The sequence below is a fragment of the Streptomyces sp. enrichment culture genome, assembly GCF_964272895.1.
Taxonomy (GTDB): Bacteria; Actinomycetota; Actinomycetes; order Streptomycetales; family Streptomycetaceae; genus Streptomyces.
Map to the genome: position 1 here is coordinate 2,063,236 of NZ_OZ186832.1, position 17,600 is coordinate 2,080,835.

The following is a 17,600-nucleotide window of genomic DNA, read 5'->3' on the forward strand; positions in this document are numbered from 1 at the left end:
TCCCCGAGCACTCGCCCGAGCCTTGGACCGCACCGTCGCATCACACAACGTCGTGGCGCCGGCGCCCTATGAGGAGCAGCAGTCTTGCGCGAGTTCAGCCTTCCGGCTTTGTACGAGGTCCCCGCGGACGGGAATCTGACCGACATCGTCCGCAGAAACGCCGCGCAGCATCCGGATGTCGCCGTCATCGCCCGCAAGGTCGCCGGCCGCTGGCAGGACGTGACGGCCACGCAGTTCCTCGCCGAGGTCCGGGCCGCCGCCAAGGGCCTGATCGCCGCCGGTGTGCAGCCGGGCGACCGGGTCGGCCTGATGTCGCGCACGCGGTACGAGTGGACGCTGCTGGACTTCGCCATCTGGAGCGCGGGCGCGGTCACCGTGCCGGTGTACGAGACCAGCTCGCCGGAGCAGGTGCAGTGGATCCTGTCCGACTCGGGCGCGACCGCGTGCATCGTGGAGCAGTCGGGCCACGCGGCCGCCGTGGAGTCGGTGCGCGAGTCGCTGCCGGCCCTCAAGCACGTCTGGCAGATCGACGCCGGCGGTGTGGAGGAGCTGGGCCGGCTCGGGCAGGACGTCGCCGACGAGACGGTCGAGGAGCGCAGCTCGGTCGCCAAGGCGGACGACCCGGCGACCATCGTCTACACCTCGGGCACCACCGGCCGCCCCAAGGGCTGTGTGCTCACCCACCGCAGCTTCTTCGCCGAGTGCGGCAATGTCGTCGAGCGCCTGCGGCCGCTGTTCCGCACCGGCGAGTGCTCGGTGCTGCTGTTCCTGCCGCTCGCGCATGTCTTCGGGCGCCTGGTGCAGGTCGCGCCGATGATCGCGCCGATCAAGCTGGGCTGTGTCCCGGACATCAAGAACCTCACCGACGAGCTGGCGTCCTTCCGGCCCACGCTGATCCTGGGCGTGCCGCGCGTCTTCGAGAAGGTCTACAACTCGGCGCGCGCCAAAGCGCAGGCGGACGGCAAGGGCAAGATCTTCGACAAGGCCGCGGACACCGCGATCGCCTACAGCAGGGCGCTGGACACCCCGGCGGGCCCGTCCTTCGGGCTGAAGCTCAAGCACAAGGTCTTCGACAAGCTGGTCTACAGCAAGCTGCGCGCGGTGCTCGGCGGGCGCGGCGAGGCCGCGATCTCCGGCGGCGCCCCGCTGGGCGAGCGCCTCGGCCACTTCTTCCGCGGCATCGGCTTCACGGTCCTGGAGGGCTACGGCCTGACCGAGTCCTGCGCGGCGACCGCGTTCAACCCCTGGGACCGGCAGAAGATCGGCACGGTCGGCCAGCCGCTGCCCGGCTCGGTGGTGCGCATCGCGGACGACGGCGAGGTGCTGCTGCACGGCGAGCACCTGTTCAAGGAGTACTGGAACAACCCGGGCGCGACCGCCGAGGCGCTGGCCGACGGCTGGTTCCACACCGGTGACATCGGCACCCTCGACGAGGACGGCTACCTCAGGATCACCGGCCGCAAGAAGGAGATCATCGTCACCGCGGGCGGCAAGAACGTGGCCCCGGCCGTGATCGAGGACCGCATCCGGGCGCACGCGCTGGTCGCGGAGTGCATGGTGGTCGGTGACGGGCGGCCGTTCGTGGGCGCGCTGATCACCATCGACGAGGAGTTCCTGGGCCGCTGGGCGGCCGAGCACGGCAAGCCGGCGGGGTCCACCGCGGCGTCGCTGCGCGAGGACGCCGACCTGCTGGCCGCGATCCAGTCGGCGGTCGACGACGGCAACGCCGCGGTGTCGAAGGCGGAATCGGTGCGGAAGTTCCGCATTCTGTCCTCCCAGTTCACGGAGGAGTCGGGCCACCTGACGCCGTCGCTGAAGCTGAAGCGGAACGTGGTGGCGAAGGACTACGCCGCCGAGATCGAGGCGATCTACGCCAAGTAGGCGGCCTGCTGACGAGACGTCATGGCGCGGTGTCCTCCTCGAGGACCCGCGCCATGGTGCGTTCGGCGAGGGCGGTGATGGTGACGAACGGGTTCACCCCGATCGAGCCGGGCACCAGTGAGCCGTCGACGGCGTAGAGCCGCGGGTAGCCCTTGACCCGGCCGTAGGCGTCCGTGGCCCTGCCGAGCACACAGCCGCCCAGCGGGTGGTACGTGAAGTCGGCGGCGAAGACCCTGTTGGACGAGCCGAACAGGTCGTAGCGGTAGATCGTGGAGTTCGCCGCGTTGATCCGGTCGAACAGGTTCTTCGCCATGCCCGCCGAGACGGCGCTCTGCGCGGCGCTCCAGCCGAGCCGCAGGGCGCCGTCCGTGTAGCTCAGGGATGCCCGCTCCGGGTTCTTGGTGATCGCCAGATAGAGGCTGACCCAGTGTTCCAGCCCGGTGGGCAGCGGGGCGATCTCGGCGAAGACCGGGTTGGCGGGGTTCGCCCAGTCGTCGATGCCCATGACCGGCATCGTGGACTGCTTCTCGCCGACGGTGTCCCAGAGGTGGTTGGCCCGCCCCAGCATCACATTGCCGTTGGGCCCCCAGCCGCCGCCGACGCTCGGGTCCAGGTCGGGCAGGGTGCCCGAGGCGCGGGCGCGCAGCAGCAGTTCGGTGGTGCCGAGGCTGCCGCCGGCCAGGAAGAGGTAGGTGCAGCCGTACTCCCTGGTCCCGACGACCGTGCCGGTGCTGTCGAGGCGTTCGGCGGTCAGGACGTACGTCCCGTCGGGCGCCCGGCGCAGCGAGGCGGCCCGCTCCAGGGTGTGCACGGTGACGTTGCCGGTGCCGAGGGCGGCGGCCAGATAGGTCTTGTCCAGGCTGCGCTTGCCGTGGTTGTTGCCGTAGATGACCTCGCCGGCCAGGGCGGACTTCGGGGCGGTGCCGGCGGCCTCGCGGCGCATGTGCGCGAAGTCGTAGACGCCCGGCACGAAGGTGGTGCGCAGTCCGGCCCGCGCCGCGTGCTTGCGGGAGATCCGGGTGAAGCGGTACCACTCCGTGGACTCGAACCAGTCGGGGTCGATCGTGTTGACGCCCAGCATGGAGCGGGCGCGCGGGAAATAGGTGCCGTACATCTCGTCGGCGTCGACGGCGGGGAACTGCTCGGCGAAGTACGGCTTGGGCGGGGTGACCGCCATGCCGCCGTTGACCAGGGAGCCGCCGCCGACGCCTCGGCCGACGTAGACCGACATGTGGTCGAAGCGGACGCGGTCCAGGGTGCCCGGATAGCGCGTGATGTCCTTGTTGACGACGTCCAGCCAGAGGAAGGTGGCCAGCGGCGCCTCGGTGCGGGTGCGGAACCACATGCTGCGCTCGTCGGGGGCGGTCGTGGAGCAGAAGACCTTGCCGTCGGGGCCGGGGGTGTTCCAGAGGCGGCCCATCTCCAGGACCAGGGTGCGGATGCCGGCCCGGGCGAGGCGGAGGGCGGCGACCGCGCCGCCGTAGCCGGAGCCGATGACGATCGCCGGGGCGAACTCGACGGCGTCCGGCTCGGTGGCGCGGGCCGAGGTGAGGCCGATGCGGGTGAATCCGAGGGTGGCTGCGGTCTGCAGGGCGACCATCCCCAGGATGTGACGTCTCGTCAGGTTTGGGGTCATGGGCGCAGCATGCGCCGAGTTCCGGGTTCCGGGAAGTGGGGGCGCCTTCCGAGGTGCCACCGCTTGTCCGACCGCGGCTCTCCGTCGTCCGTGGCTGGTCGCGCGGCTCCCCGCGCCCCTGGACGGCGTCTCCCTACAGCAGCGTCTTCAAGTTCTCCGCCAGCAGGTCCCAGCGCCACTTCTCCTCGACCCATTCCCGGCCCCGCTCGCCCATCCTGCGGCGCAGCTCGGCGTCGCCCAGGAGCGTGACGATGCGGTCGGCCGCCTCCTCCGGGTAGCCGCCCCTGACCACCCAGCCGGTCTCGCCGTCGAGTACGGCGTCGGGTGCGCCGCCCGAGTCGCCCGCGACCACGGGCAGGCCCGTGGCGGAGGCTTCGAGGTAGACGATGCCCAGGCCCTCCACGTCCAGGCCGCCGCGCCGGGTGCGGCAGGGCATGGCGAAGACGTCGCCGGCGCCGTAGTGGGCGGGGAGCTCGGACCAGGGGACGGAACCGGTGAAGCGGACGGAGTCGCCGAGACCGGCCTCGGCGGCCATGCGGCGCAGGTCCTTCTCGTAGGGGCCGCCGCCGACGATCAGCAGGACCGCGTCGGGCTCGGCGGCCAGGATGCGGGGCATGGCCTGGATGAGGGTGTCCTGGCCCTTGCGGCGGACCAGGCGGGAGACGCAGACGATCACCGGGCGGTCGGTGAGGCCGAGACGGGCGCGGACCTCGTCACCGCCGGAGGCCGGGTGGAAGGTCTTCTCGTCGACGCCCGGCGGGAGCTGGACCATCCGCGCGGCCGCCGCCGGGCTCAGGGCCCCCGCGATCCGCGAGCGGGTGTACTCGCCGAGGTAGGTGATCGTGTCGGTGGCGTCGCCGATGCGCCGCAGCAGCTGCCGGGCGGCGGGCAGCTGGGCCCAGCCGGCCTCGTGGCCGTGGGTGGTGGCGACCAGGCGCTCGGCACCGGCCCTGCGCAGCGCGGGGGCCATCAGGCCGAGGGGGGCCGCGGCCCCGAACCACACCGAGGTGCAGCCGTGCTCGCGCAGCAGGCGGACCGCGGTGGTGGTGGCGCCCGGCGTCGGCAGGAGCATCGTCGTGCGGTCGCGTACGACGGTGAAGGGCTGCTCGGCGTCGAAGGCGGCGGTCGCCTCCAGGCCCTCCCGGCTCCGCTTCCAGGTGGAGGCGTAGACGACAAGGCGCTCGGGGTCCAGCCGCAGCGCCATGTTGTGCAGGAACGCCTGGATGCCGCCCGGCCTGGGCGGGAAGTCGTTGGTCACGATCAGGGTCTTGCGCATCGCCGCCGACCTTACCCAACGTAGACTCGCGGTTCGGCCACGGCCGCGGCGCGCTGCCCGCGCACGGGCGGCCAAGAGACGATGGCCCCGCAGGACGGTGGCGGACGAAGTGGGGCTCAGGTGGACAGGACGGACGGCAGGCGGGGCGCGTACGGGCTGCTGGCGGTCTGGGGTCTGACCCGGCTGGCGCTGCTGCTGTTCGCCTTCAAGGTCTTCGTCTTCCCTGGCCCCGACGTCACCAGCGATGTGTCGTTCATCTACCACGGCTGGTACCAGGTGCTGAGCGAGGGAACGTTCCCTCGGGAGGACGTGACCTGGCAGTACCCGCCGGCCGCCGCGCTGGCGATCCTGTCCCCGGCCCTGCTGCCCTTCCTGGAGTACGCGCACGCCTTCTTCGTGCTGGCCTTCCTCGCCGACTTCGCCGTCCTCGCCCTGCTGCTGTTCGCCGGCCGGCGGCCGGGCCGTACGCGGCGCGGCGCCTGGGTGTGGGTGATCGGCGTACCGCTGCTCGGCCCGACCGTCTACGCCCGCTACGACGTGATGGTGACCGCCGTCGCGGTCGCCGCGCTGCTCGCGGGTGCCCGGCGGCCGCGGCTGATGGGGGCGCTGGCCGGGTTCGGGGCGATGCTCAAGGTGTGGCCGGCGATGCTGCTGGTGGGCTGTGTGCGGCGGCGGGCGTGGGTCGCGGCGGCGGGGACGGCGGCGGGGATCGCGGCGCTGTTCACGCTGGCGATGCCGGGCGCCTTCGCCTTCCTGACCTTCCAGCGGGACCGGGGCACGGAGGTGGAGTCGCTGGGCTCGCTGGTCTTCCATGTCGCCCGGCACCACGGCTGGGAGGGGCAGGTGCTGCTGAACTACGGTTCGGTGGAGTTCCTCGGGCCCTACGTCGGTGTGGTGAGCACGGCCGCGATGGCGCTGACCGGCATGGCGCTGGGCTGGCTGCTGCTGTGGCGGCTGGCGGCGGTGCGGTTCACGGCGACGACCATGGCCGACGCGGCGTTCACGGCGGTGCTGCTGTTCACCGTGACCAGCCGGGTCATCAGCCCGCAGTACATGGTGTGGCTGGTCGGCCTGGCCGCGGTGAGCCTCGGCTACCGGGAGAGCCGGATGCGGCTGCCGGGTCTGCTGGTGCTGGCCGCGTCGCTGGTGACGGTGCTGGAGTTCCCCATCTGGTTCGCGCACGTCGTCGCCAGCGACACCCTCGGGGTGACCCTGCTCGTGGTGCGCAACGGCATGCTGGTGGCCGCCGCCGTGCTCGCCGCCCGTGAGCTGTGGCGGGCCACCGCCGCCCGCTCCCGCCGGGCCGCGCCGCCCGGTCAGCCGACCCCCGCCAAGGAGACCCCGGTCTCCTCCTCCTGACGCGCGCGCCGCCGGAACAGCACGGCGGCCAGCGCCCCCTGCACCCCCATCGCCAGCGCCATCGCCAGGCACACACCCGGCAGACCGAGCCCCGACAGACCGTAGGCCAGCGGCAGCTGCACGGCCGTGCCGACGACGGTCACCCGCAGCAGCGCCCCCGCTCCCCCGCTGCCCTCGAAGACCCCGCCGAGTGCGATGAAGCAGGCCATCAGCAGCAGATAGGGGCCGACGCAGCGCAGGAACAGCACGCCCGCGCCGGTCACCTCGGGCTCCGCGTCGAAGACGGCCATGAGCCAGGGGGCGAGGGCGGCCAGCAGCACCGCGGCCGCCAGCCCCGCGGCGCCGGAGACCTGCACGGCCGCCCGCCCGATCGCCCGCCGCTCGTCCCGCCCCCGGCCCAGGGTGTGCGCGGTGTGGATGGCGGCGGCCTGCCGCACCGCGTAGCAGGCCATGGTCGCCAGGAACATGACCTTGGTGGCGATCGCGTACCCGGCCGCCTCGGTCACCCCGAGCCGCGCCACGACCGCCACCAGCGCCAGCGTCCCGGCCTGCCGCACGGTGAAGTCGGCGGACATCGGCAGCCCGGTGCGCAGCGTGCGCCGCACCGCCCCCGGGGCCGGCCCCGGCCGCCGCGCCGCCTCCCGCAGCACGGGGTTGCGGCGCACCGCGACCAGTGCGGCCGCGAGCGCCGCGCAGCGGCACAGCACGGTGGAGACGGCGGCGCCCTGGACGCCGTAGCGGTGGATGAACCAGGGGTCGACGACGAGGATCAGCCCGTTGGCGAGCAGGGAGAGCCGCATCGGCGTCCGGGTGTCGCCCGCGCCCTTGAGCAGACCGTCGACGAGCTGCTGGGCGAAGAACACGGCGATGCCCGGCAGGGAGACCGCGAAGTAGGCGGCGGCCAAAGGCACCGCCGCGCCCTCGCCCAGACCGAGCCGGGCCAGCGGTTCCCGCAGCAGGAAGCCGCCCACCGCCACCACCGGGGTGACCAGCGCGCACAGCGTCCAGCCGCCCCGCACGGCCGCGCGCACCGCGGCGGGGTCGCGCGCACCGCGGGCGTGGGCGACCAGGACGGTCGTCCCGGAGCCGAAGACGAGCGCCACCCCGAGCAGCACGTTCTCCGCCGTCGTCGCCATCGCGACCGCCGCCACGGCCGGACCGCCGAGCCGGGCGACCCAGACGGTGTTGACGATGCCCGCCGCGACGAACGTCAGGAACTGCGCGTAGACCGGCCCGGCCAGCGAGACCAGCTGCCTGCGATGAGCGTCCATCCGTCCCCCTCTTGTCGAGCTACCTCGATTCGAGATAGCTCGATAAGAGGTAGCATGGTGTCCCGGCGCACCACAAGGCGTCACCGCGACCCCCCGGAGGCAAGGTGCTGGAGCTGTCGATCCTCGGTTTCCTCGCCGAGGAGCCGCTGCACGGCTATGAGCTCAAGGAGCGCATCAGGGCGCTGAGCGGCCATGTCCGCCCGGTCAGCGACGGCGCCCTGTATCCGGCGATCACCCGACTGGTCGCCGCGGGCAAGCTGGCGCAGCACACCGAGGAGGGCGCGGGCGCGGCCCCCCGCCGGGTGCTGTCCCTCACCGAGAAGGGGCGCGAGGACCTGCTGGAACGGCTGCGCCGGCCGAAGCAGACCGAGATCAGCGACCAGGTCCGCTTCAACACCGTCCTGGCCTTCCTGCGCCATCTGCCGGACCCCCGGGAACAGGCGGCGGTGCTGCGCCGGCGCCTGGACTTCCTGGAAGCGCCGACGAGCTTCTTCTACGAGGGCGGCGAACCCGTGCCCGCCGAGGCGGCCGACGACCTGTTCCGGCAGGGCATGCTGCGGGTGGCGCGGGCGACGGGCGCGGCGGAACGGCAGTGGCTCAAGGAGGCGATCGCGCTGCTGGACCGGCGGGGCGGGTCCCCGCTGCCCGACCCGCCCCGCTGAGCGGGCCGCCCGACCGGCTCCGGCGGCTCCTCGATCAGCCCAGCCGATCCCGCAGATACTCCCGCCACTCCCCGGTGAAGTCCTCCAGGGTCGTGTCGAGCACCTCCTCCAGCGCGCCCTCCACCGCCCCGGCGCGCTGCCGGTGCTCCCCCACGGCACGGTAGAACGCGCCCAGCCGTTCCTCGCCCCAGCGCTCGGCGATCATCCGGCAGGCCAGCCAGCCGCTCTCGTAGGCGCGGGCCAGCGCGGCCGAGTCGCCGTCGAAGCCGAAGTCGCCGTCCGCCGGAAGGGCGTCCGGGACCCGGCCCTCGGCCACCGCGCCGGCCAGGTCGGGCGCGGCCTCGGCGGGGGTGCGCCCGGTGTCGCGGTAGCCGACCCAGTCGGCGTAGCCCTCGGACAGCCACAGCGGGGTCGCGGCACTGGTGTGGGCGCGGGTGGCGACATGGGTGGTCTCGTGCGTCAGCACGACCTGCTTGCCGGTGGGGCCGAGGAGGCCGTACGCGTCGGGGTTGACGATGACCCGGTCCGCGGGCGCCCGCCCCGAGCCGCCCACCTCACCGGTGGTCACCGCGGCGATCCCCCGGTAGGCGGAGGCCGGTGAGCCCAGCAGCCCCGCCATGCCGTCCAGCGAGGCGGGCACCAGCACCACCACCCGCCGGCTCCACACCCCGCCCCAGGCGTCGGACACGGCCGGCACCGCCCGGTCGGCGAGGCCCGCGAAGTCCCGCAGGGACTGCCGGGAGCGGCCCACACCCAGCACGATGCTGTGCCGGCCGCGCTGGACCGCCACCTCGCCCTGGTCCCACAGCTGCTGCCCGGTCTTGCGCGCGGGCCGGTCGGAGGTCACCCGCCAGCGCCCGTCCGCGCCGCGGACCAGGCGCACGGTGCGGCCGGCGGTGACGGGCGCCGGGTCATGGCCGGTGAGCCGGTAGCTGAGCTCGGCGTCGGCGGTGGCCGTGTCGCCGTCCCGGCGCACCGCGGTCACCTCGTAGGAGAAGTCGGCCAGCGGCACGGCCCGCAGCCGGTCGTAGAGCACCGGGCTGCCGGTCTCCCGCCAGGCGGTCGCGTCCCGCTCGACGAGCGCCTCGGCACGCCGGTCCAGCAGCCGCTGCACCTCGGCCCGGACGCCGTCGCGGTCCGCCGGGGTCCCGCAGCCGGCCGGGGAGAGGAGCAGCGCGCAGAGCACCGCGGCACCCGCGCTCCGCACCCGCCTTCGACCAGCCATCGTCCCGATCGTAAGGCCGACCGGCGGAATCAGACCCGGGTCACCGAGGCGATCGGCATCATCCCGACCGGGTCGTAGCGCACCGGGGCGCCCGGGTAGGGGGCGTGGATCACCTGGCCGTTGCCCACGTACATGCCCACATGGCTGGCGTCGGAGCGGTAGGTGACCAGGTCCCCGGGCTGCGCCTGGGACAGCGGCACCTGGCGGCCCGCGAAGCGCTGCCCCTGCGAGGTGCGCGGCAGGGCGACGCCGGCCTGCGCGTACGACCACTGCATCAGGCCGGAACAGTCGAAGCCGCCGGGCCCGTTGGCGCCCCACACGTACGGCTTGCCGAGCGCCGACTGGGCGGCGGCCACGGCGGCGGCCGCGCGGCCCGAGGCGGGGGCGGCGCCGGAGAGGTCGGGCAGGCCCGAGCGGCCGGAGCGGGAGGCGCGGTCGTAGGCGGCGCGGTCGGCCTCGGACAGGGAGTTGAGCAGTTCCCTGGCGCGGGCGAGCTTCCGCTCGACCGCGCGCTTGTGCGCGGCCACCGCCTTGCGGCTGCGCTCCAGCTGCTCCAGCCGGTCCGCCGCCTCCGCACGTTCCTGGGCCAGTTCGCGCAGCGCGCCCTGGAGGTCCTCCAGCTGTCCGGCCTGGCGGGCGGTGATCCGGTCCAGGACGGCGGCCTTGTCCAGGTAGTCGTCGGGGTCGTCGGCGAACAGCAGGGCAACGGAGGGGTCGATGCCGCCGGAGCGGTACTGGGCGCCGGCCAGCGAACCGAGCGCCTCCCGCATGGTGTTGACGCGGTCCTGCTGGCGGGCGATGCGGTCCTGCGCGTCGCTCACCTGCTCGCGCAGCGCGTCGGCGCGCTCGTCGGCCTTGTTGAAGGCCTCGGTCGCCTTCTCCGCCTGCGCGTAGAGGCGGTCCACCTCGGCTCGGGTGTCGTCGTGCGGCGCGGCCACCGCGGACGGGGCGGCGGGTACGGCGCCGAGGGCCGCGGCGGACACGGCGCACAGGGCGCCGATCCCCCGGCCGAACCCGGACGGTGCAAGGCGGCGGTGAGAGCCCACGACGGGACGCGCTCCTTCCACTGGCTGGCTGGAAACGCGGCAGACAGTAACCCCAGGGCGGGGCACCGGCCAAAGACCTTCGTGGGCACGCACGGTGACGCCCCGCCGCCGACGCAGGTCAGCGGCGGGGCGTGGGGTCAGAACGCGTCCGCGCGATTCGCCCGTTCGGGCGGCTGCGGTGTCCCGATCATGAAGGGCCGGGTCAGACCCGGACGCCCCACATGAAGGGACCGCCCATGGTGCCGAACGACTCGTAGCGGACCACCGTGCCCGGGCGCGGGGCGTGGATGACCTGGCCGTTGCCGGCGTACAGGCCCACATGGTGCAGGTCGTTGAAGAAGAAGACCAGGTCGCCGACCTGGAGGTCGCTCTGCGAGTAGATCCGGGTGCCGTAGTTGGCCTGCGCCTCGGAGGTGCGCGGTATGGAGACGCCGGCCTGCGCGTAGGCCCAGGAGGTCAGGCCCGAGCAGTCGAAGGCGGACGGGCCGGTGGCGCCGTAGACGTAGGGCGTGCCGAGCTTGCTCTGGGCGGCGGAGAACGCCGCGGCGGCCCGGCCCGAGGCGGGCACGCTGTTGCCGAGCTCCACGCGCTCGGCGGCGGAGCGGCTGGCCCGCTCCTCCTCGGCGGCGAGGGCGGCCTTCTCCTCGGCGGTCAGGGTGTTGAGCAGTTCCTGCGCCTCGGCGAGCTTGCCCTGGACCTCCTTCTTCTTCTTGCCCAGCTCCTCGCGGGTGGCGGAGAGGTCCTTGAGCTTCTCGCCAGCCTCGGCGCGCTGCTGGGCGAGCTCGCGCTGCTTGTCCTGGATCTTCTTCAGCGCGTCGACCTGCTGGGCGCTCAACTGGTCGAGCGTGGACGCCTTGTCGAGGTAGTCGTCCGGGTCGGAGGAGAGGAACAGCTGCACGGACGGGTCGATACCGCCGCTGCGGTACTGGGCGCTGGCCATCGAACCCAGGCCCTCGCGCAGCTCGTTGAGCTCCTCCTGGCCGCGGGCCACGTCGTCCTGGATCGTGGAGATCTCCTTCTGGAGCTTCCCCTGCTTCTCCTTGGCCCCGTTGTACTTCTCCGTGGCGTGCTCGGCCTGCTCGTAGAGCTTGTCGACCTTCGCCTTGACCTCGTCCTTGGTCGGCTTCTCGCTCGGCGCCGCGTTGGCGGCCTGGGTGCCGAGGGCGACGGCAGCGGCGGCTGCGGTGGTCAGCACGGTCACACGTGCGCGACTGGGCTGCTTGGGTCGACGGTGGGACGCCACGAGGGTGGACTCCTTCTTGTGAGTGATCACCCGATCGGAGATTCGAGGGCTAAACCTAGTGACCTCATTGTGATCAGTTCAAATCCCCGACCGAAAAACTCCCTCACGGAGCGCATTCTTTGCCCACAACTCACGTGCAGTGATGCGTGCTTGACGCTACGTTGAGTGACGAACAGCCCAATTCGGGCAATGCGCTTGTACGTTGCCGATGGTGCGTAGGTTGCCGATGGGGCATACGCCGTGCGGGCTCAGCCGCGCGAGAACCGCTTCAGCAGCACCGCCGACGCCACCGGCCGCGCCCCCGCCCGAGCCACCCCGTCGGCCACCTCGCGGTCGGTGGAGACGACGATGACCGGCCGTCCCGGCGGCTCGGCCCGCACCAGCTGGCGGATGAGCTCGTCCGCGGTGACCCCCGGCTTGGAGAACAGCACCCGCACCCCGCGCGGCGGCGCGAGCAGCACCGGCGCGGCCAGTTCGGCCCCGTCGAAGACACAGGTGACCTCGGCCCCGGTCTGCGCGGCGAGCTGCGAGAGCTGGCCGAGCAGCCTGAGGCGCTGCTTCTCCAGCGGCATCTGCGGATAGCCGGTCTTGGTGACGTTGTAGCCGTCGACCACCAGATGCGCCTGCGGCAGCGCCAGCAACTGGTCCAGGATCGCCGGGTCGTCCTCGCTCAGCGCCCGCGCGGCGATGTCCTTCGGCGTCATCCGCCCCGGCTCGACGGCGTCCACGGTCTCCGCGGGCCGCACCGACACCGGCGGCAGGGCGAGCTCCCGGCGCAGCCCCTGCGCCGCGTCCAGCACGGTGTCGAGCAGCAGCCGCACCCGCATGTCCTCGACGCTGCGCCCCTCGCGGGCCGCCTTGCGGCTGGCCTCCAGGGCGGCCTCGGTCTCCCCCAGCCGCGCCTTGAGCCGCCGGGCCTCGCTCTCGGCGGCGGACACCTGCGCATGCCCGTCGGCCCGTACGGCGTCCATCTCGGCCTGCGCCTTGCGCAGCGCGGCCTCGCCGCGCTTGACGTCGCTGAGCGCGGCACGGAGTTTGCGGTGAAGCGATTCGGCTTCCTTGCGAGCGGCTTCCAGTTCGGTGCGCAGCCGCTCGGTCTCGGTACGGGTGTGCTCCCGCGCGGCGGCCAGTTCGGTGCGCAGCCGCTCCAGTTCCGCCCGGCTCTCCTCGTCGGCGCGTTCGGCGTCGGCGCGCTGGGCCTCCTCGCCGGCGGCCGTCACCAGCTTCACCCAGCCGGTGGGGCGCAGGACGTAGGCCGCGGCGGCCACGTCCAGCGGGTCCGCCGCGGCCGGAGGCGCCCCGGAGTCGAGCGCGCCGGTCAGCTCGGGCTGGGCCTCGCGGAGCTTCTCGCCGATCCGCTGCCGGAAGAGCGGGTCGGTCTCCAGCGCGGCGGCCATCGCGTTGCCCGCGAACTTGGCTCGGCGGTTCGGGGCGAACCGGGCGTACTGCCTGAGCTGTGCGGGCAGTTCGGCGACGGTCAGCCCGCCGAAGCCGTCCGAGACGATCTGCACGACCCGGCGCCGCACACCGTCGGGCAGCGGACGGTCGAGCACCTCAGCGGCGCCGTCGCCCGGCCCCCCGCCTGCGGTCTCCACCATCCGTCACACCCCAATGCCTGTGCGGGGCCCGCTCCCGTCAGGAGCCGGCACCCGGCCTGTCCACGAGTTCCACCTGGTCCACCGCGTTGCACCACCGGCAGCGGACCGACTCGATGGTCTCACTGACCACCTCGCGCTCCTCCACGCTCGGCTCGCCGGCCAGGTCGAGGTGGACGTACTCCACGACCTTCGACGAGCGGGTCACGTCGAAGCGGGTGAGGTTGCCGCACAGGGTGCAGCGCCACCGGGTCGTGGCGGTCGGCAGGGGAACCGTCATCGTGACTGTTCGCTTCCTTCTAGTGTCCGTGATGCGCCGGCTGCGCGGCGCGTGTGGCTCGTAACCCTACGGCCTGCCGACGCCGCCATGCCCGTGTGTCCACGGCGGCGAGGCGATCTGTGCGCATGCGTCCGGTTACGCCATGCTCTGTGTTCATGATCGGAGACTGGAACGGGGCGGCCGGGCGGGCGGCCCGGGCGATGCGGCGCCCGGCGGCGCCGGTGACGTACGCGCTGATCGGACTGTGCTGTCTGATCTTCCTGATCGGCCCCGCCTCGGGGCTGAATCCGGCGTACGGCACCGGTGACGAGCTGATGCTGGCCCAGCGGGCCTACTTCCGGCGCTGGGGAGTGGTCCCGGCCGAGTTGTTCGAGGGCTCCGCCAGGGCCGCGCTGACCCCGGCGACGGCCCTGTTCGTGCACGGCAGCTGGGTGCATCTGCTGGGCAACATGCTGTTCCTCTACGTCTTCGGGGTGATGACGGAGGAACGTCTGGGCCGCGTGGAGTTCACCCTCTTCTATCTGGGCTGCGGCTACCTCGCCCTGCTGGGCTACGCGGCCGCCAACGCCGGCTCCGGGCAGTCGCTGGTGGGGGCGTCCGGGGCGATCTCGGCGGTGCTCGGGGCGTTCCTGTGCCTGTTCCCCCGGGCGCGGGTGACCAGTCTGCTGCCGTTCCTGTTCTTCCTGCCGCTGCGGTTCCCCGCCTGGGTGGTGCTGCCCTTCTGGGCCGCGCTGCAGTGGCTGGCGGCGGGACGGGCCGGCGACGGTCCGGGGGTGGCCTATCTGGCCCACCTGGTGGGCTTCGGGCTGGGCTTCGTCTACGCGTGGGCGCGTCACGGTCGTACGACTAAAGTGAAGGCCGCCCCAGCTCCGGCCCCCGAGGGAGAGAACCAGCCGTGATCACCGCGATCGTCCTGATCAAGACCAGCGTGGACCGGATCCCCGAGATCGCCGAGCAGATCGCCTCGCTGGACAGCGTGAGCGAGGTCTTCTCCGTCACGGGCACGTACGACCTGATCGCCATGGTGCGGGTGAAGCAGCACGAGGATCTGGCCGAGGTCATTCCGGGCCGGATCAGCAAGATTCCGGGGGTGGAGGCCACGGACACGCATGTGGCCTTCCGGACGTACTCCCAGCACGACCTTGAGGCCGCTTTCGCCATCGGGCTGGATTCCTGACGACGCGGTTCCCGCGCCCCGCGGACGCCGCCCCTGAGGACACCCGGATCAGACCGCCGGGACGCAGCGGCCGTCCTCCGTCCGGTACGTCCACTTCGCGCCGTCGGTGACCAGCTCCCTCACCGCGCTCACGAACCGCTCCACGTGCTCGTCCGGCGTTCCCGCGCCGAAGCTCACGCGGATGGCGTTGAGGGACTTCTCGCCCGGCGCGGCCTCGGGGGCGCCGCACTCGCCCTGGGTCTGGGGGTCGCTGCCCAGCAGGGTGCGGACGAGCGGGTGGGCGCAGAAGAGGCCGTCGCGCACGCCGATGCCGTACTCGGCGGACAGGGCGGCGGCGAAGTGGGAGCTGTTCCAGCCCTCCACGACGAAGGAGATCACGCCGACCCGCGGGGCGTCGTCGCCGAAGAGCGAGAGGATCCTGACCTCGGGCACCTCGGCCAGGCCCTCACGGACCCTGTCGATCAGGTGCTGCTCGCGGGCGACGAGGGTGTCCCAGCCGGCCTCGGTCAGGGCCTTGCAGGCCGAGGCGATGGAGTAGGCGCCGATGACGTTCGGGGAGCCGGCCTCGTGCCGCGCCGCGCTCTCGTGCCACTCGACGGCCACGCCCCCGTCCTCGCGGCGGCTGACCTTGCGGCTGGCGCCGCCGCCCGCGAGGTAGGGCTCGGCCTCGCGCAGCCAGTCGGCGCGGCCGGCCAGCACACCGGAGCCGAACGGGGCGTACAGCTTGTGCCCGGAGAAGGCGACCCAGTCCACGTCCAGGTCGCGCACGCTCACCGGGTGGTGGGGAGCCAGCTGGGCGGCGTCCAGGACGATCCGGGCGCCGTGCGCGTGCGCGGCCGCGGCCAGCTCGCGCACCGGCCACAGCTCGCCGGTGACGTTGGAGGCGCCGGTGACGCAGACCAGGGCCGGGCCGTAGGGGTCACGGTCGGCGAGGGCGCGCTCCAGGGTCTCGACGGCCTGCCGAGGGGTGCGCGGGGCGTTGAGGTAGGTGACCTGGGCCGCGTCCTGCCAGGGCAGCAGCGAGGCGTGGTGCTCGGTCTCGAACACGAAGACCTGGCAGCCGGCCGGCAGGGCGCGGGCCAGCAGGTTCAGGGAGTCGGTGGTGGAGCGGGTGAAGACCACCTGGTCGTCGGCGCGGCAGTCGAGGAACTCGGCGACGGTCGTGCGGGCGTTCTCGAACAGGTCCGTGGACAGCTGCGAGAGATACCCGGCACCGCGGTGCACGCTCCCGTAGTACGGGGCGTAGGCCGCCACGTCGTCCCACACCCGCTGGAGCGCGGGCGCGCTGGCCGCGTAGTCGAGGGCCGCGTAGGCGACCTCGCCACCGGTGACGAGCGGGACGGTGACGTTCCGCCCCAGAACGGGCAGAGGGGCACAAACGGACTGATCGGCGGCAGCGGTGGAGACAGACATGGCGGAACTCCCGTGAGGATGAGAGAAGAAGAGAGAAAAAGGGGATGCGGAGGCGGGGCTCTGCGGCCCTAACGCATTCGCTTGCTCACGGAAGACTCCCTCGAACGACCCAGGACCCCTGGTTTCGCGAGGGGTCCGCGCTTGCCGTAGGCCCTGCTGCCGTACGACCTGGTCTTCACCCGGGGCACCCCGCCACGGACGGAGGGTTGCCGGACAGTCGGCCGGGGCCTCATGACTGTCACTCATGACCTGGTACAGGAACCTAGACGAAAAGATCGCCGCCCCGCAACCGCTGTCCGGATAACGGGACAAGGGCGCTGCCGAACACCGAGTCCGGCAACGCCCTTGAGGGGGCGCGGGGAACTGCGCGACCAGCCACGACGAAGCCGCAGACAATCGACGGCCGACGCGGTTCCCCCAGCGGAGCTGCCCGCGCAGCTACGCGTTGCTCGCGGCCACCCACCGCTCCAGTACCCGCTTGGCCGCCCCCGAGTCGATCGCCTCCGCGGCCCTCGCCATCCCGGCGCGGATCTGCTCGGCCAGCGGCGCGTCCGTCGGCGCCAACGCCACCAGCGCGGCGGCCGAGTTGAGCAGGACGGCGTCACGCACGGGGCCGGTCTCGCCGTCGAGCAGCCGGCGGGCCACCTCCGCGTTGTAGGAGGCGTCCGCACCGCGCAGCGCCTCCACCGGGACCAGCTCGATGCCGACCTCGCGGGGGTCGAAGGTCTCCTCGGTGACCTTGCCGTCGCGGACCACCCAGACACGGGACGTGGAGGTGGTGGTCAGCTCGTCGAGTCCGTCGTCGCCGCGGAAGACGAGGGAGGAGTTGCCGCGCTCGGCGAAGACCCCGGCGACGATCGGCGCCATGCGCGCGTCGGCCACGCCGACCGCCTGCGCCTTCACCTTGGCGGGGTTGGTCAGCGGACCCAGGAAGTTGAAGGTGGTGCGGATGCCGAGCTGGCCGCGGGCGGCCGCCACATGCCGCAGCGCCGGGTGGAACTTCACCGCGAAGCAGAAGGTGATCCCGGCCTCCTCGGCGACCTCGGCCACCCGCTGGGGGGTGAGCTCCAGGTTGACACCGAGCTTCTCCAGCACGTCGGAGGCGCCCGAGGCGGAGGACGCGGCACGGTTGCCGTGCTTGACGACCTTCGCGCCGGTGCCGGCCACCACGATGGAGGACATGGTGGAGATGTTCACCGTCTTCGCCCCGTCGCCGCCGGTGCCGACGATGTCGACGGTGGCGCCGGGGACCTCGATGACGTTGGCGTGCTCGTACATCGCCCGGACCAGACCGGTGATCTCGTCGACCGTCTCGCCCTTGGCGCGCAGCGCCACCGCGAACCCGGCGATCTGCGCGTCGGTGGCCTCGCCGCGCATGATCCGGTCCATCGCCCAGGCGGTCGCCTCGGCGCTCTGGTCGTGTCCATCCAGCAGGGCGTTCAGGACCTGAGGCCAGGAACGGCCCGCCGCGGTGTCGCCTCCAGCGGGGGTCACAGCGCTCATCAGCCGCTCCTGAGTGTCGTAAGAGAGTGTGAT

At 72.8% G+C, this 17,600-nt stretch carries 15 protein-coding genes and 1 riboswitch; of the genes, 5 read left to right on the forward strand and 10 right to left on the reverse strand.

What is annotated here, in order from left to right; genetic code table 11:
* Nucleotides 1-84: 84 nt before the first annotated feature.
* A complete protein-coding gene (locus tag ACSU6M_RS09365; RefSeq protein ID WP_437068651.1) occupies nt 85-1,881 on the forward strand; it encodes an AMP-dependent synthetase/ligase in 1,797 nt (598 codons plus the stop codon).
* Nucleotides 1,882-1,900: 19 nt separating this feature from the next.
* Here ACSU6M_RS09365 and ACSU6M_RS09370 read toward each other — a convergent pair whose 3' ends face one another.
* Nucleotides 1,901-3,481 carry a GMC oxidoreductase gene (locus tag ACSU6M_RS09370; protein WP_437075069.1) on the reverse strand — a complete coding sequence of 527 codons (1,581 nt, stop codon included), beginning with the start codon at nt 3,479-3,481 and terminating at the stop codon, nt 1,901-1,903.
* A 169-nt stretch (nt 3,482-3,650) separates the two neighbouring features.
* Nucleotides 3,651-4,793 (reverse strand): glycosyltransferase family 4 protein, encoded by a 1,143-nt coding sequence (locus ACSU6M_RS09375; protein WP_437068653.1) that lies wholly within the window; start codon nt 4,791-4,793, stop codon nt 3,651-3,653.
* Nucleotides 4,794-4,874: 81 nt separating this feature from the next.
* On the opposite strand from ACSU6M_RS09375, the gene ACSU6M_RS09380 reads away from it, so the two are divergent.
* Complete coding sequence (locus ACSU6M_RS09380; RefSeq protein ID WP_437068654.1) at nt 4,875-6,152, forward strand: glycosyltransferase 87 family protein; 1,278 nt, start codon at nt 4,875-4,877, stop codon at nt 6,150-6,152.
* Here the strand turns inward: ACSU6M_RS09380 and ACSU6M_RS09385 are convergent.
* A complete protein-coding gene (locus tag ACSU6M_RS09385) occupies nt 6,110-7,423 on the reverse strand; it encodes an MATE family efflux transporter (protein WP_437068655.1) in 1,314 nt (437 codons plus the stop codon). The genes ACSU6M_RS09380 and ACSU6M_RS09385 overlap by 43 nt on opposite strands.
* Nucleotides 7,424-7,527: 104 nt before the next feature.
* Here ACSU6M_RS09385 and ACSU6M_RS09390 point away from each other — a divergent pair, with 104 nt between their 5' ends.
* Complete coding sequence (locus ACSU6M_RS09390; RefSeq protein WP_437068657.1) at nt 7,528-8,085, forward strand: PadR family transcriptional regulator; 558 nt, start codon at nt 7,528-7,530, stop codon at nt 8,083-8,085.
* 34 nt (nt 8,086-8,119) lie between these two features.
* Here the strand turns inward: ACSU6M_RS09390 and ACSU6M_RS09395 are convergent, their stop codons facing one another.
* From ACSU6M_RS09395 to ACSU6M_RS09415, 5 genes are all read right to left on the reverse strand, one after another.
* Nucleotides 8,120-9,310, reverse strand: a complete 1,191-nt coding sequence (locus ACSU6M_RS09395) for a hypothetical protein (RefSeq protein WP_437068658.1) — start codon at nt 9,308-9,310, stop codon at nt 8,120-8,122.
* 29 nt (nt 9,311-9,339) lie between these two features.
* Nucleotides 9,340-10,356, reverse strand: a complete 1,017-nt coding sequence (locus ACSU6M_RS09400; protein WP_437068660.1) for an NlpC/P60 family protein — start codon at nt 10,354-10,356, stop codon at nt 9,340-9,342.
* Nucleotides 10,357-10,558: 202 nt separating this feature from the next.
* Nucleotides 10,559-11,599, reverse strand: coding sequence for an NlpC/P60 family protein (locus tag ACSU6M_RS09405; RefSeq protein ID WP_437075071.1), 1,041 nt, complete (start codon nt 11,597-11,599; stop codon nt 10,559-10,561).
* A 248-nt stretch (nt 11,600-11,847) separates the two neighbouring features.
* Nucleotides 11,848-13,197, reverse strand: a complete 1,350-nt coding sequence (locus ACSU6M_RS09410) for an NYN domain-containing protein (protein WP_437068661.1) — start codon at nt 13,195-13,197, stop codon at nt 11,848-11,850.
* 37 nt (nt 13,198-13,234) lie between these two features.
* Nucleotides 13,235-13,474 carry a hypothetical protein gene (locus ACSU6M_RS09415; protein WP_352348351.1) on the reverse strand — a complete coding sequence of 80 codons (240 nt, stop codon included), beginning with the start codon at nt 13,472-13,474 and terminating at the stop codon, nt 13,235-13,237.
* A gap of 155 nt (nt 13,475-13,629) precedes the next feature.
* On the opposite strand from ACSU6M_RS09415, the gene ACSU6M_RS09420 reads away from it, so the two are divergent.
* Nucleotides 13,630-14,373, forward strand: coding sequence for a rhomboid family intramembrane serine protease (locus ACSU6M_RS09420; RefSeq protein WP_437068664.1), 744 nt, complete (start codon nt 13,630-13,632; stop codon nt 14,371-14,373).
* Nucleotides 14,370-14,651 (forward strand): Lrp/AsnC family transcriptional regulator, encoded by a 282-nt coding sequence (locus tag ACSU6M_RS09425; RefSeq protein ID WP_437068665.1) that lies wholly within the window; start codon nt 14,370-14,372, stop codon nt 14,649-14,651. The genes ACSU6M_RS09420 and ACSU6M_RS09425 overlap by 4 nt, the downstream gene beginning before the upstream one ends.
* Nucleotides 14,652-14,699: 48 nt before the next feature.
* On the opposite strand, the gene ACSU6M_RS09430 is transcribed toward ACSU6M_RS09425, so the two are convergent.
* Both ACSU6M_RS09430 and trpD read right to left on the reverse strand, forming a co-directional pair.
* Entirely contained in the window at nt 14,700-16,064 is a 1,365-nt protein-coding gene (locus ACSU6M_RS09430; RefSeq protein WP_437068667.1) for an aminotransferase class V-fold PLP-dependent enzyme, read from the reverse strand.
* Nucleotides 16,065-16,196: 132 nt separating this feature from the next.
* A riboswitch (SAM riboswitch) is annotated at nt 16,197-16,314 on the reverse strand.
* A 188-nt stretch (nt 16,315-16,502) separates the two neighbouring features.
* Nucleotides 16,503-17,567 (reverse strand): anthranilate phosphoribosyltransferase, encoded by a 1,065-nt coding sequence (gene trpD / locus ACSU6M_RS09435; protein WP_437068669.1) that lies wholly within the window; start codon nt 17,565-17,567, stop codon nt 16,503-16,505.
* Nucleotides 17,568-17,600 lie beyond the last annotated feature (33 nt).